The organism is Gemmata algarum (genome assembly GCF_034097035.1).
GTDB lineage: Bacteria > Planctomycetota > Planctomycetia > Gemmatales > Gemmataceae > Gemmata > Gemmata algarum.
In genome coordinates this window covers 49,489-62,894 of record NZ_JAXBLV010000180.1, presented here as the reverse complement: position 1 = coordinate 62,894, position 13,406 = coordinate 49,489, and the positions used below count along the sequence as shown (strand labels likewise).

Sequence of the window (13,406 nt, the reverse complement as noted above, 5' to 3'; positions counted from 1 at the left end):
GCAATCCCAACAATCGCCCCGGTCCGGGTAGCGACGATGCACCATTGCGGGCGGCGCAATCGTTGCGCCGCCCGCAATGGTGCCCTTGGGCGATCAGCCAATGAACGCCCCGCCGGGGAACTCGACTCCGAACGCAAGGAAGCTGTTGATCTCCTTGCCGCTGGAGCCGTCGAAGACCTTCGTTTGGTCGCTGAAGTCGGCCGCGCTCACGAGCACGTCCGGGATGCCGTCCCGGTTCACGTCCCGGGTCGCGACGTTCACCCCGCCCCCGAACACCATCGGGAACGCGTAGGTGCTGCGCATCTCGTCGCCGTTTCGGCCGTTGAACACCTTCACCTGCGCCCCGCCCCGCGCGGTGCCGGTGACGATGTCGTCCAGCCCGTCGCCGTCGATGTCCCCGGTCGCCACGGTGACCCCGTTCACAAACCCGCGGTACGCGACGAAGTTGTACAGCGTGGCGCCACTCTTCAGATCGATCGCCTTCACGTTGCTGATGCCGCCCCCGGACCCGGCCACGAGGTCCGCGCGGCCGTCGCCGTTCACGTCACCGGCGGCCAGCGTCACACCGGTCAGGGACCCCGCGAACGCATAGAAGTTGAGCCCCTCCGCGCCGGTGGCGCCGTCGTACACCTTGACGTGCGAGGAGCCGGTCGCGGTGCCGACGAGGATCTCAGCCTTGCCGTCGCCGTTCACGTCCCCGGCCGCGATGTTGATCCCGAGGAAGTACCACGACGGGTCGAACGCGTTGAAGCTGTACAGTTCCGCCCCGGTCGCACCGGAGAACACCTTCACGTGCGACAGGAACAGCCCGGGAGCGGTGATGACATCCTGCACCCCGTCGCCGTCCACGTCCGCGGTGGCGACTTTCACACCCGCGTTCATCGTCGGACCGTAGGGCATGAACCCGGCCCGCGGGGTGCCGTCGGCGTTAAGCAGGTACACCAGTCCGGTCCCGACCCCGGAGCCGACCGCGATGAAGGGCTCCGAACTCGAACCGACCGGCATCGGGGCCGGGCCGCCGCTGTCTTTGATGGTCACCACGGCCGTGCCCTGTTCGCCGACGGCGCCCGCCGACGGTGTCGAAAGCATGAGCGTGATGGTTTCGTCTGATTCCTTCACACTGTCATCGGTGATCGGAATGTTCAGCGTAGCGGTGTCCGAGCCGGCCGCAAACGTGACGACATACGATACGCCGACAACGGAGAGTGCGTCTGCCGACGTTACGCCAGTGAAGTCAACGCCCTCGGTGGCGGTACCGCCGGTAACGAGCACAGACACGGTCAGTTCGGCGCTCAAATCTCCGGTGCGAGTCAGGGTAACTTCCGCAACCCGGCCCGTTTCGGTCGCGGTGAACTCCGCACTCGCGAACTCGACCTCGGCCATCTGCACGATCGTGCTACTCAGCACCAGACTCCGGGTGCCGTCTGGAGCGGCGCCGATCTCGGTCGCCGCTCCAGTGGCGAGATCGATCTCGTAAACCTGGGTGGTGCCGCCGACTACCAGCGCGGCTACGGCCGTGCCGGTCGCCGGAGTCCCGGGTTCGGTGACGCTGATGTCGCCGGGGATGTCGAACCCCTTAACCGCGGTGAAATCGAGCGGGGCACCGTTAAGCGTGACCGCGAGCTGGCCGCTCTGGGTGCCGCTGTTGCCGCTCCCTTGGATGAAGAGCGAGTTGCTGGCAACGTCGAGCGTGTATTGCGTAACCGGGGCGCCGGGCGCGGCGGCCGTGTAAGCGGTACCCGAAACGCCGGTGGAACCGGTCGGCAGGCCGTTGACGGCGCCGTCGGGGTTGGTGCCGGCAACGCTCCCCGCCAGCCCGTTGTTGCCGTCAATCGCCGCGCCGGTTGCGGGGTCAACGCGGAACGTCAGCCCGGTTCCGGTGACGACGCGGAGCTGATCCGCCGCCGGATCGAAGCTCACACCGTAGTTCGCGGAAGCCGGGGCCGGCAGTTCGACGGTGTTGTCCGCAGAGTCTACGAACGCGACCGCTCCCGTGGCACCGACGGCGGTGGCGGCTCCGCTCTCGAGGGAAATCGTGTAGAGCGTGGCGGTGTCGGTGGCGGCGTTGACGCCGACACCGTACAGCAGCCCGTCCGCGGGCCGGAAGTCGATACCCACCAACGTCTCACCGGTGGCAACCCCACTGACCGCGGTGGAGGTCACGTTGCTCGCGTCGGTGGTGTCGAACGCCAGCAGACTGGCCCCGCTGAGCGCGTACGCGGCAGCCGGTGTGGCCCGGTCTTCCAGGGTCTCGCAGCCGAGTCGAACGCCCGCAACGGCGGCTCGTAGTGATGCGCTCATGACACCCTCTGTGGGAACGGGAATTTGTCATGTCTAATCGGAAGAACCGTTCCAAATCCCCACACGAGTTCGGAACTTTTTCAGGATTGGCTGAAGAATGTGCGTTGCGGCGCAGAAGGGTAGAGAACCTAGGGGGAATCAACTTTACGCAGCTTGCCGGGGCACGCAACGAGAGGGGCGTATTCCATCTTTACATAACGCTTCGCGTTACGACTCGTGGATTACGTAAAGCGAAACGTTTGGCGCAGCACGTCTTACGTGTAGCAGTAACACTATTGAGCATCGGAGCCCGGTGGGGGGAGGTGAACCGAGGCGCCGTCCTCGACGCTGTGTACCCCGTCCACCTGTCGCAGCAACGACTTCGCTCCCGGCGGGCACGAACCGGTGATGACGCCGGTCACGGGCAGCACCTGATCGACCGCCATGCCCGCTGCCGTGAGCCGATCGGCGACGCCCTGAATGCCCGCCAGTGCAGCGTCGGTCACGGTCACAACGACCGGCTTCGCATGTGCCATCATATCCCCTCCAAAGCACCAATCTATCGCCTGATTGCACTACCGACTGACCAACCCACGGAATGAATTCCCGCGGGTTTGAAGCGCCGGGCCGCCGCACCGCGGCGGCCCGGCGGGCGAGGGGGCGATCCTCACCGTGGGCCGCTACTGCGGCGCCTGCACCAAACCCGCACCGACGTCCCGGCTATCGAGTGCGAGGGGGCGGGCCGATTGCAGCACCCGCGCCCACAGCGCAGCGCCGCGTGCGCCGGTCGCCTGGCACCACAGCGCCGCAATTCCGGCCACGTGCGGCGTTGCCATGCTCGTTCCGTTCAAAAACCCTTGCTTGCCGACCGCGTTCGGCAAACTCGAGAACACGTTTACCCCGGGGCCGACGATGTCGATCCGCCCCCCCACACCGGTCGCCGTGCTGCTGCGGGGCGAGAAGTCGGCGACACGGAGCTGCGCGTCCAGAGCCCCAACCGCCAGCGCGGCGTCCGCGTTCGCCGGGGCGCCAACGAACCCGACGTTGCCCTGAAAGCGGCGCGCGTTGTTGCTGGCCGCCGCGATCACCAGCGTACCCGCGTTCAGCGCCCGTTGGATCGGCACGTCGTACTGCTGCAACTTTTGGTCGATGTCCGCGCCGAGCGACATCGACACCACTTGGCACCCGTTCACGGCCGCCCACTCGATCCCGGCGATGATGCCCGCCGTCGCCCCGCTGCCCTGGTTGCTGAGTACCTTCCCGATGTAGATCGTAGCCCCGTAGGCGATCCCGTACCGACGCACCCCGCTCGCCGGCTGGCGCGGGCCGCACGCGGTGCCGGTACAATGGGTGCCGTGCCGTTGCCCGTCCTGAACCGTCTGCCCGGCGATGAACGAGCGGGACACGATCGCCCGGCCCAGGAAGTCCGGGTGCTGGAAGTCCAGGCCGGTGTCCAGCACCGCCACCCGGACGCCCTGCCCGCTGTACCGGGACGTGTTCACCCGCGTGGCCTGGAGCCCCCAAGTGAACTGAGCGGTGTCCGAGAACCCCGCGGCCGGCATCTCTTCAATCCCGGCGTCCGCGCCCCGGGCCGTCAGTTGCTCGTACAGGTGGTCAACGGCCGCCTTGTACCCGCGCAGGTAGTCGAGCGCGACCGGACCGCTCGTTTCCAGTGCGGAGACGGTGTACTCCGGCTCGATCGCCAGGATCGGGCTGTCGGCGTCCGCGATTCCGGCCGCCATCGCCTGGACCGCTTCGTCCCCGGACACTACCGCCATCCCCAGCGTGGGGAAGTACATGGCCTCGGTCTGCGCTAGGTCTTCGGCGGTCACCGCCGAGTCCTCGTAGTCGGACGCGACGGCCGCGTCGCCGATACCGGCCACGTCGCGCAGGACCGCACGGGCGCCCGCCGGGTCGCCGACGGCCCCGTCCTTGAAGATCACGATGAACCGGCCCGTGGTGGGTCCGTCGCCGCCCACCCCGGGCGGCAGTTCCGGCACGTCGCCGCTCGTCCCGTCGGCCTTCGACTTGCGCACTTTCGCCATCGACGCTCCTCAAGATTAGAGTTGGCCCCGCGTTAACGGTCGCCCGCCGGCGCCGCTAACGCGAAGCGGGCCGGCGGCCGGGCCGGCGTGTGCTTCGGCCACATCGAATTCCCGCGCCGGGCCTGAAATACCGAACGGCCGGGCGGCCGAAAATTACGAACTTCGCGCGAAACCGGATGGCGAGCGGTGACAGAAGTCCGTCCAAAACGCTTTCCGTACCGGTCGTTGAAACGCGGCACTGAGCACTTGCTCGTAACGGGATCACTGTTTACACTACGGCCATTAATCGCCTCGCCCGATCTTTCAGCTAGGCCGCCCATGCCCGCGTCCAACGATCCGCCGTCCACACTCGGCGGTCTGCTTCAGCGCCACAAGAACGGCGACGTTAACGCCATCAACGAGATCCTGGAGTGCTGCCGGGAGCGCTTCGAGCGCCTCGCTCGTGTGCTCCTCAACCGCCCGGGTGCGGCGCGCGACCTCGATACCGACGATGTCGTAAACGAGGCCGTCACCCGGCTCATTCCGGTGCTTCGGGCCAAGCCGTTCGACAGCTCGGCCAAGTTCCTCGGTTACGCGGCCCAGGTCATGCGAAACCACCTCAAAGACCTCGCGAACAAGCGGCGCCCGCAGCACTTCCCCGCCCCCGGTTCGGACGCGGCCGGGCCGCACCCGGGCGCAGACGCCCCCGAAACGACGGACGACCCGGCCAAACTGGCCGAATGGACAAGTATCCACTCAACCATTGACAAATTGCCCGAAGACCAGCGACAACTGTTCGACCTGCTCTTCTACCACGGGCTCGCGGTGGCGGAGGCGTCGGACCAGCTCGACGTTTCCGAGACGACCCTTCGCACGCACTGGAACAGCGCGAAGCTGCATTTCATGCGGCTGTACGGCAACGCGACGCCCCCATTCTGAAAAAATCTGCGGAAACCCGTCCGCCGGTCGTTTGTAGTTGTGGGTACCGGAGCGAGGGGCACCATGAACCGACTCGACCGCCTGCTTCTGGAGTGGGAGGACCGCCGCGCACGTGGAGAGCGGGTCGGAGCGGCGGATCTGTGCGCAACACCTGAGTTGCGTCCGGAACTGGCCGAGCGCATCCGCCTGCTCGAGAAGTTCGACGAGCTGATGGCGCCCGTCACCACCGCCCCGACCCCGGAGCCCCCGATCCCGGAGCGAATCGGAAAGTACCCGGTGCTGAAACGGCTGGGCGGGGGCGGCATGGGTACCGTGTATAAGGCCGTCAATCTGGACCTCAAGAAGAACGTCGCGATCAAAGTGCTGAAGGCGGGCAGCCGCTCCGACCGATCGTCGGTCGAGCGGTTCATGCAGGAGTGCCAGGTGCTGGCCCGGTTCGCCCACAAGAGCGTCGTGATGGCCTACGACGCCGGACAGGACGCCTGCGGCCCGTACCTGGTGATGAGCTACCTGCCGAACGGGAGCCTCCGGGAGCACCAACAGCGGCTGACGGCGGAAGGCCCACGAGCCGTCGCCTCGCTGATGGAGAAGGTCGCACGGGCGGTACAGGACGCACACAGCATCAACGTGATTCACGGCGACCTCAAGCCGGCGAACGTGCTGTTGGACGAGCACGGGGTCCCGTTGATTGCGGATTTCGGGCTGGCGGCGGTGCTCGCCGCCGGGGCCGACGAGGGCGCCGGCCGGCTCACGCCACGGCGCGGCGCGGGAACCCCGCCCTACATGGCCCCGGAGCAGTTCGACGCGGCGTTCGGCCCGATCGCCAAGCCGGCCGACGTGTGGGCCCTGGGCGTCACGCTGTTCGAACTGCTGACCGGCGAGCGGCCGTTCCGACCGGCGGCCGGTGAAACGTTCCGGCAACTGGTACTGAGCGCCCCGGTGCCGCCCCTTCCGGGGGTGCCGAAGGCGATCGCCGCGGTCGTTCGGAAGTGCCTGGAGCGGCAACAGGAGAAGCGCTTCCAGTCGGCCGGCCAGCTCGCCGACGCGCTGCACCGCGCGGGCGGTGCGTCGCGGCGCGACCTGCTCCGCCGGGCGGTGGCGGTGGGCGGTACGGCGCTGGGGTGCGCCGCACCGGTCGCGTTCCTGGCGTCCGACCCGTACCGGCGGTTCCGCTGGCGCACGGACGGGCACCTCACCGCCCTGAAGCACGGGCGCTCGGTCGATCTGATCGCCCCCGGCGGGACGGTACCGCCGTACCACTTGCGGGCCGGGGCCGGGACGACCCAGGTGGGCATGAGCGAAGAGGGGCTCGTGGTCCGCAGCACCACGTTGGCGTTGGTCGAACTGCTGCCGACGCTGCCCGCCGCCGGGTGCGAAGTGGTGCTCGAAGTGCGGCACGATTTCTCCGACATGGGGCCGGTCCAGCACTCCTGCCTGGGACTGTTTTTCGCGGCCGCGCGGGTGGAGCACGAGAAGCTGATCCACCACTTCCTGGAGTACACGACCTTTGACGACAACGAGCCCATGCCGGTGGTCGCGCTCGGGAGCGTTCGGTATTCGGAACTGGCACCCGGTGCCGACGGGGTGCCGCCGCCGTTCCTGTTGCACAGCGCGGACGAGCGCGAGTACCCGTCGGTCCAAGGCGCCCCACGACCGTTGCCGTTCCGAACCTTGCGGTTCCACCTCACGCCGGACGTGGTCCGGTTGGTGTGGGAGGGGCCGCCCCGGCGCGAACTCACGATGCCGATCGCGGAGCACCGCGCTAACGCGTCCCAGTCGGTCGATCGCACACACCCGGGCCTCGGATCGATGTTGCGTGAGAACCTCGCGCCCCGGCTCGGCGTGTTCGTCGTCGGCGGGCGAATCACCGTCCGCAAGTTGCGCGTCGTCCCGTTTCCCCAGCAGTCTTAACGAATTAACGGAGACAGTGATGCTTTCAAAAGAGCCCGATCGCACCACGGGCGCCGCCCCGACCGCGGCCAAACCGGCACCCCGGTCCGGCCACATCAAGCGGACGAAGTTCCGGGTCGAGATCCGGCCCCGCGACAACGCGACCGCGCACCCGCAGGAGTTCAGCTTCGAGACGAACGCCGACGGATACTTCCGGGCCAGTTCGTCGTCTACGGAACTCTCAATGATGGTGTTCCCGGACGGAACTACGGCGGACTTACTGACAAAGGCGACCCCACTCATCTCTGCCTCGGGAAATAAGATCACCATCACGGGCTACGCCTCGGCCGGTGAAACGTTGACCCTCGTCATCCAAAACAACGCGACCCAGGCGATCGAGGTGAACCAAACGAACACCCTCCCCGCGGGAACCAACACGTACACGTCTCCCGATCTCCCGAACGGGACGTACACGGTCACCATCACGGACGCCGCCACCGGAGTTCAGTTCGTTAAGACGGTGACGGTTCCGTAATCGGTCACAATCGGCGCTACACGACGGGGGGCGGTTCGCTCGCGCGTACAAACCGTCGCGACTGCGGACACTGATCGCGTGTCTGTGGTTGGCAGCCTCATGGGTTGTCAACCACGGAGCGCAGGAAGCGGCCAGTCACTCGGCCACAGTCTGTTCATCAATCACGTCACCTCAATGCCTGAACACAGAGCCGCACCGCTGGCGCCCCGCGGCGGCTCCGCACTGACGCGCCGCGGCCCGGGATTTGCGGTGCCACATCCCATCTTGTCCGCCATGACGGCGGACACCCCACACGGGCACTCGTTATGGCCACCACACCCGACAACAAGCTCCGGGAACTGCTCGAAGAGTTCGGCCTCGCAATGCTGGTCACTCGTGCCGCCGACGGCCAGTTGCACGGCCGCCCGATGGCCCTCGCCGCGGTCGAAGCGGACGGAACGCTCTGGTTCGCCACCGACCGGCACTCCGGGAAGATGGACGAACTCGCGCGGGACGGGCACGTCGTCGTGACGATGCAGTCGCGCACCAAGTTCGTTTCGCTGAGCGGAACCGCGGCCCCGGTCGAGGACCGCGAGAAGGTGTCGCGGCTCTGGAAGGCCGAGTGGAAGGTCTGGTTTCCGGGCGGCAAGGACGACCCTAACATCGTGCTGCTCCGTGTGGACGGCAAGGCCGGCGAGTACTGGGACAACAGCGGCACCAGCGGGGTGAAATACCTGATCGAAGCCGGCCGCGCGCTGATCACCGGCTCGCGCCCCGAGGTCGGAAACGATCCGAAGGTCCACGGTAAGGTCTCGCTGTAGTCGGTAGCGCCCCTTGTGCTCACGGCGCCGCCGAACGGGTAATCGGTACGCTGGGTATTTCCGCACCCTTATTCCCCATAACGGCAGTGCCGAACGTTTCCGCTACCAAGGCCGCAGCGGTCGGAGCATCTGGACCCACGCCCGGACCCGAGATGCGCAGCCGCTCCTAAAGACACGCCTTCGACACAAGGGGCCATTTCGCAACACGTTACGGCTCACCATTCGATACGGCGGCCTGATAAAAGTCGCCCGCAATCCCTGTCTCAACGCGCGTGAACCGTGGTAGCTGGCACCCAGCGAACCGCCCGTCAGGCGGTAGCGGGACGCCAGCAAATGTCCCGTCTGCACCCCAGTTGAGGTGCCCGCCGGTGCGGCGCGAGGTCTCGTTGCGGTGCGTAGCAAGCGAGAAGCGACGGAGCCGTCCGTAAGAAGGCGGCGGCGATTGGCAGAAACAGTTCGCATATCTAACTGATGGCACCGCACGCCCAAACGTGGCGCCGGCCCGTTTAACCCGGAAATGCGCAACCGGAGAAGGTTGCGCTCTCAGATAGCCCCGGGTTTGATGCTGCGGAGGGGCGCTCACTGGTGTGTGCCTGAACGGGCGACGCGGGCGGGGCGCACCAACACGCAATGGCTAAGCCAAGCAGTTTTTGACAGGATCGACAGGATTCACCGGATAAAGGCTGATTGAATTGAAATCCTGTTCATCCTGTCGATCCTGTCAAAAACTGCTTTCTGAATACAAATTGCGTGTAGGCCGAAACGAATCTGCGACCTTTCACCATTCCGCCGTCGTTTCTGAGCCAAACGGCACAGGAGTGGCCCGGAGTTGGTGCCGAGTCGGCTCCCACCTGGAACGTGAAACGACGGCTCTCCTGGCGCGTTTTGACGCGCCGCGTACCACAGCCGCCCGCATCGCTCTCCACCCGATCCGCGATCTCGGCATCCCTCGCAGCGAAAGCGACTTGGCCATGCGAGTCTTCGACCCGCCGCGCTGTGAAAAGAGCGCGGGCTGGGGTTGTAGTCGTCCCCGGCCCGCCGCCCGACCTCGCAGCTCGGGCATCACGTCGAGGGGACATAAATACTATTATCTTAGCCCCCGACATGTCAGAGGGTGCAGAAAACCGCGGTCGGGAATTCGCGAAGTGGACAGAAGTTTGCACGCGACGCGAACCGGGATCACTCCCAGTCCGTGTCGCGTTCCCGTGGCGCCGATTTCCCGCTTCGATGCGTGAAAGGCTCATAGCGCTACCGGGCACGGATCCCGGGCCAGTCGGAGTTGGTGTCAGTCCGTGCCGTCGCGAACCGCGGGCGGAATGCAAACCGATCCGCAGTTTCGCCCGAACGCGCTCAGCACCCCTGCCACCAGCTCCGGGCGACATGACACGACGACTAACCACCGCCCGGCCGTCGTCTCGCTCGCGTAGTACGTCCCGGCTTCGGCCGTCGTGCCGCCCGCGACCAGATCGGCGACGCCATCCGGCGCCCCAGGCTCGACGACCCGAACGTGCTCCTCGCCGTACCCGTCCGACACCAGTTGCGCGGCCGCCCGCTCGGCCCGCTCGCACAGATCGAACACCCCGACGACCGAGCGTCGCTCCCCAGTTGACATCGTTTCCCCCCTTTGAGTCCGACGCCGGTCTGGCGGTGCGGATGGGGCGTAAAACCCTGCACGTTCGAGGCCGGCAACCGGACTGCGGCGGTACGTTCCGAAATCGCTGAACGGCCCGAAAGGTGCCTTCGTTCAGAAGGCTCAGAACTTCCGGTCAAAAGTCCGCCCGTCGGAAGTCGCAAAGTCACAAATGCTGTAGGGGCAGCGCCTTGTGACTCTATGACCTACTGACCCGATGACTTCTGCCCGGCAGTCTTTCGCGACAAGCGCGACGGAGGGGTGTTATGCGTCGATGGGTACGGGTATTCCTGTTAATGGCGCTCGTGGCCGCACCGGTAGCATTCGGCGCGGCCGGTTCCGAGCTAACGACCTATGGCCTCGTGGTGTTCTTCGGAAGCTTGCTGCTCGGCATCTTCGCGCTGATGAGCGCGAGACGTCCGATCTAACCCGCACCCACTACGACCGCGGTGGAGGCATACCGACTTTCCGAACGAGTGGCGGTGGCGCTCCGGGTAATGGCTCACAGGTGGGGGCCAACATGCGATACACCAGGGCAAGCTTGACGGGATAAGTAACCTGGGGCACTCAGGTAAGAGAGTGGCGACTGCGGTAGAAATTGTTACACAGCACGTCGGGGGGCGGGAATTGTTCAGCGCCCCGCCGGTCGAGCCAAGCGTGTGCCGCAGCCGGGTGGGTCACTTCTTGCGGGTGCGCGGGCAATCTGCGGGCCGCGGCGGGGCGAAGCGCACCACGACGCCGACAGCGAGACGCAAGCCACCCAGACACGAACTCGGGCTGAGCACGGCCCGCGTGCGATAGCCCGTCGGCGGGGCGATAGTGAAACCGAGTGCGGCAAAATGAGGTTCGGGAGACTTGGCGCCGTGGCGATGCGCTGGTCTAATCGCATTCAAGCTGTCACAATGCTCTGGCGACGTGCGTATCGCACGGACCTGTTACCTTGTTGTTGCGCATATTGCAAATGTATACTTTGCGCAACAACGGTACTGTATCGTGCCGAATTTAGCCTCAAGTGCGTGTTGTGTGGTGCGACAAGGTCCCGTGTTATTGGGTGAAGTCTCGCACACTAAACACAAGTTCGGCCGCAGAAGGCCACTCCTACGCAGGCCGCGAATGCCATGCGCAAACCTCGCCCTGGTGACGTGGTGGTCATGGGCTTCTATTGGGCGAGCGGTCGCGTTGGCAAGACGGTCTGCTCGTTCGCCATAGAACTGCTCCGGTCGGGTCGCCAGCGCGACGTAAAGACGTTCGTGTGCCGTGTCGCCGAGTTTCGAACCTGTTGGTACAAGGATGAGGACGAGAGCGGGGCAAAGTACCAAAGCCCCCTGATGACGACCCTTGGCGAGTTGCCGGAAGCAGTTGCCGAGGAGGTGCGCGCGTTCCTCGGGGCCGAGATCCTCGTCGGCGCGGTCAGCGCCCGGTATGGCTTAGGGTTGTTCATCCCCAACCCGTGCTCACCGGATTTCATCGCGTGGACCGAGGGCATTAGGGGCGGGAAGCCCGAGACCGAACCCGGCGCTGCACCTGACACCGCCATCTGACTTGTGACGCACCGCTCCCTTGGAGGTAGCGGTGCAGGTGAGCTTATTGTTCGGCCACCGAAGGGTTGACCATGAGGTGCGTGTTGTTTGGGGCGGTGTTCTGCGGCGTCAGCTTGCTCCTCAACCCCACCTTGGCCGATCCCCCGACACCCCCCGCGAGCTCACCCCCACGCGACCAGCCGGCGTGGGTCGCCGAAATCGAGGCGGCGGTCAAAGCCCAGAAGGGCCGTCAGCGGAAGATGTACGAGGAGTACGCCGCGAGGGACGGGAAGGCAAAGGCCCCGGCCGAGCAAGACGCGGTCGACAAGTGGGCGGCCGACGCGGGCGAGGAGTTGAGGACGGCCGACCGCGCCGCGGCCCGCGCCCTCATGCCGCTGCTGCGTGAGCACGCCGCAGACCCGCAGGTGTACATGGGGCTGGCCTTTGCAACGATGCACGGCGGCAGCGACGACCGGGAGGAGGCCGGCGCCCTGATGGGCCGGCACCACCTGTCCAACCCGATCGTGCTGAGCTGGGCCCAATTTGGGTGGGGTGGGGGGTGCGACGATTTCCGCGAGCCGATCATCCGCGGCCTCCTCGCCGAGCCGGCTAGGGCCCCGAAGGAGCGGGCCTTGCTGCAGTTCGCACTGGCCGTGCACCTGAAGGATAAGGCCGAGGTCGCCCGGATGTCCGACCCGTCGATCGCCCGGCGGTACAGCCGGGACTTCATCTCCAAGGTCCGCAAGCGGGACGCGGCCAAGCTCGAGGTCGAGGCGCTGGACATCCTCGACCAGCTGGTCGCGAAGCAGGTGCCCGGCGAGCTGCACCGCGGCGTGTCGATCGTGGAGCGGGCCAGGGAGGAGGCGTACGAGGTCCGCCACCTGGCGGTCGGGAAGAAGGCGCCGGAGGTCGTCGGCAAGGACCTCGACGGCCGGGCGATGAAGCTGAGCGACTACCGCGGCAAGGTGGCGGTACTGACGTTCTGGCACAGTCGGTGTGGGCCGTGCCACGTGTTCGCGCGGCAGGAGCTGAAGCTGGTTGCGCGGTTCACCGGGCGGCCGTTCGCGGCGGTCGGGGCCAACGTCGACGAGGACCGGGACGCGGCGAAGGCCGTGGTCGAGGGGCTTAAGCTGCCGTGGCGGTCGTTCTGGTGCGGGCCGAAGGGGAACGCCGGCGAGGTTCCACGGGCGTGGAACGTGAGCAGCTGGCCGACGGTGTACGTAATCGACCATGCCGGGGTGATCCGGGCGAAGGCGGTCCGCGGCCCGGAGCTGGATGGACTGCTCGACGAACTGGTGAAGAAGGCGGAGGCCGACGCCCCGAAGTGACCGGCGGCGGGGGCGTGTCAACCGCGCATCGCCAATCCTCACCGGCCGCGCGGACGCCCCCCCGCGCTGCACACGACCGCGTGAAGTGCGTTGTGTGTCATTCGTGTTGCTCACCACGCGGCGGGTGAGCAACACGTTCGGCCACGGAGGTACGGGCACCGGAGGGGCACATGACTGTCGCGGAACTGGCCCACGAACTCGCCCGCCGTGGGGTCCCGGCGTCCGCGTACTGTCTGACGGGTGGTCTGCCCAACGAGGCGTACACGATCGGGCGGGTCGGTGACGTGTGGCAGGTGTACTACAGCGAGCGGGGGTGCCGGACCGGGCTGCAGGAGTTCGCGATCGAGGCCGCCGCCTGCCGGGCGTTTCTGCGGGACATCACCGGGGCGTCGGACGCCGAACCCGGCGCGGCACCGGACACCGCCGTCGGACTTGTGACGCACCGCTGACGGTATGATGG

General features: G+C 66.6%; 12 protein-coding genes. 8 read left to right on the top strand and 4 right to left on the bottom strand.

Going from position 1 to position 13,406, the window contains the following annotated elements; all coding sequences use genetic code 11:
• Positions 1 to 93 precede the first annotated feature (93 nt).
• The 3 genes from R5W23_RS16025 to R5W23_RS16015 all read right to left on the bottom strand — a co-directional run bounded on the left by R5W23_RS16025 (position 94) and on the right by R5W23_RS16015 (position 4,325).
• Positions 94 to 2,301 (bottom strand): DUF4394 domain-containing protein, encoded by a 2,208-nt coding sequence (locus tag R5W23_RS16025; protein WP_320687158.1) that lies wholly within the window; start codon positions 2,299 to 2,301, stop codon positions 94 to 96.
• A gap of 272 nt (positions 2,302 to 2,573) precedes the next feature.
• Positions 2,574 to 2,816, bottom strand: a complete 243-nt coding sequence (locus R5W23_RS16020) for a hypothetical protein (protein ID WP_320687157.1) — start codon at positions 2,814 to 2,816, stop codon at positions 2,574 to 2,576.
• A 144-nt stretch (positions 2,817 to 2,960) separates the two neighbouring features.
• Positions 2,961 to 4,325 (bottom strand): S8 family serine peptidase, encoded by a 1,365-nt coding sequence (locus R5W23_RS16015; RefSeq protein ID WP_320687156.1) that lies wholly within the window; start codon positions 4,323 to 4,325, stop codon positions 2,961 to 2,963.
• A 318-nt stretch (positions 4,326 to 4,643) separates the two neighbouring features.
• On the opposite strand from R5W23_RS16015, the gene R5W23_RS16010 reads away from it, so the two are divergent.
• The 4 genes from R5W23_RS16010 to R5W23_RS15995 all read left to right on the top strand — a co-directional run bounded on the left by R5W23_RS16010 (position 4,644) and on the right by R5W23_RS15995 (position 8,468).
• Positions 4,644 to 5,243, top strand: a complete 600-nt coding sequence (locus R5W23_RS16010; RefSeq protein ID WP_320687155.1) for an RNA polymerase sigma factor — start codon at positions 4,644 to 4,646, stop codon at positions 5,241 to 5,243.
• A 63-nt stretch (positions 5,244 to 5,306) separates the two neighbouring features.
• Positions 5,307 to 7,154, top strand: a complete 1,848-nt coding sequence (locus R5W23_RS16005) for a serine/threonine-protein kinase (protein WP_320687154.1) — start codon at positions 5,307 to 5,309, stop codon at positions 7,152 to 7,154.
• 19 nt (positions 7,155 to 7,173) lie between these two features.
• The gene (locus tag R5W23_RS16000) at positions 7,174 to 7,668 is read left to right on the top strand and encodes a hypothetical protein (RefSeq protein ID WP_320687153.1); all 495 of its coding nucleotides are present in this window, start codon (positions 7,174 to 7,176) and stop codon (positions 7,666 to 7,668) included.
• Between the two features lie 305 nt (positions 7,669 to 7,973).
• Positions 7,974 to 8,468: a pyridoxamine 5'-phosphate oxidase family protein gene (locus R5W23_RS15995; RefSeq protein ID WP_320687152.1), complete on the top strand. Its 495-nt coding sequence runs from the start codon at positions 7,974 to 7,976 to the stop codon at positions 8,466 to 8,468.
• Positions 8,469 to 9,753: 1,285 nt separating this feature from the next.
• On the opposite strand, the gene R5W23_RS15990 is transcribed toward R5W23_RS15995, so the two are convergent.
• Positions 9,754 to 10,080, bottom strand: a complete 327-nt coding sequence (locus tag R5W23_RS15990; RefSeq protein WP_320687151.1) for a hypothetical protein — start codon at positions 10,078 to 10,080, stop codon at positions 9,754 to 9,756.
• Between the two features lie 284 nt (positions 10,081 to 10,364).
• On the opposite strand from R5W23_RS15990, the gene R5W23_RS15985 reads away from it, so the two are divergent.
• The 4 genes from R5W23_RS15985 to R5W23_RS15970 all read left to right on the top strand — a co-directional run bounded on the left by R5W23_RS15985 (position 10,365) and on the right by R5W23_RS15970 (position 13,395).
• On the top strand, positions 10,365 to 10,526 hold the full coding sequence (locus R5W23_RS15985) for a hypothetical protein (RefSeq protein ID WP_261189405.1): 162 nt from the start codon (positions 10,365 to 10,367) through the stop codon (positions 10,524 to 10,526).
• Positions 10,527 to 11,216: 690 nt separating this feature from the next.
• Positions 11,217 to 11,639, top strand: a complete 423-nt coding sequence (locus R5W23_RS15980) for a hypothetical protein (protein ID WP_261189406.1) — start codon at positions 11,217 to 11,219, stop codon at positions 11,637 to 11,639.
• 71 nt (positions 11,640 to 11,710) lie between these two features.
• Complete coding sequence (locus R5W23_RS15975; RefSeq protein ID WP_320687150.1) at positions 11,711 to 12,946, top strand: TlpA family protein disulfide reductase; 1,236 nt, start codon at positions 11,711 to 11,713, stop codon at positions 12,944 to 12,946.
• Between the two features lie 170 nt (positions 12,947 to 13,116).
• On the top strand, positions 13,117 to 13,395 hold the full coding sequence (locus R5W23_RS15970; RefSeq protein WP_320687149.1) for a hypothetical protein: 279 nt from the start codon (positions 13,117 to 13,119) through the stop codon (positions 13,393 to 13,395).
• Positions 13,396 to 13,406: the final 11 nt, after the last annotated feature.

Bases quoted from the DNA above. Each gene is read 5' to 3' on its own strand.
- R5W23_RS16015 (WP_320687156.1), bottom strand. From the start codon at position 4,325: ATGGCGAAAGTGCGCAAGTCGAAGGCCGACGGGACGAGCGGCGACGTG.
- R5W23_RS15985 (WP_261189405.1), top strand. From the start codon at position 10,365: ATGCGTCGATGGGTACGGGTATTCCTGTTAATGGCGCTCGTGGCCGCA.
- R5W23_RS16025 (WP_320687158.1), bottom strand. From the start codon at position 2,301: ATGAGCGCATCACTACGAGCCGCCGTTGCGGGCGTTCGACTCGGCTGC.
- R5W23_RS15980 (WP_261189406.1), top strand. From the start codon at position 11,217: ATGCGCAAACCTCGCCCTGGTGACGTGGTGGTCATGGGCTTCTATTGG.
- R5W23_RS16020 (WP_320687157.1), bottom strand. From the start codon at position 2,816: ATGGCACATGCGAAGCCGGTCGTTGTGACCGTGACCGACGCTGCACTG.
- R5W23_RS15995 (WP_320687152.1), top strand. From the start codon at position 7,974: ATGGCCACCACACCCGACAACAAGCTCCGGGAACTGCTCGAAGAGTTC.
- R5W23_RS15975 (WP_320687150.1), top strand. From the start codon at position 11,711: ATGAGGTGCGTGTTGTTTGGGGCGGTGTTCTGCGGCGTCAGCTTGCTC.
- R5W23_RS15990 (WP_320687151.1), bottom strand. From the start codon at position 10,080: ATGTCAACTGGGGAGCGACGCTCGGTCGTCGGGGTGTTCGATCTGTGC.
- R5W23_RS16005 (WP_320687154.1), top strand. From the start codon at position 5,307: ATGAACCGACTCGACCGCCTGCTTCTGGAGTGGGAGGACCGCCGCGCA.
- R5W23_RS16000 (WP_320687153.1), top strand. From the start codon at position 7,174: ATGCTTTCAAAAGAGCCCGATCGCACCACGGGCGCCGCCCCGACCGCG.
- R5W23_RS15970 (WP_320687149.1), top strand. From the start codon at position 13,117: ATGACTGTCGCGGAACTGGCCCACGAACTCGCCCGCCGTGGGGTCCCG.
- R5W23_RS16010 (WP_320687155.1), top strand. From the start codon at position 4,644: ATGCCCGCGTCCAACGATCCGCCGTCCACACTCGGCGGTCTGCTTCAG.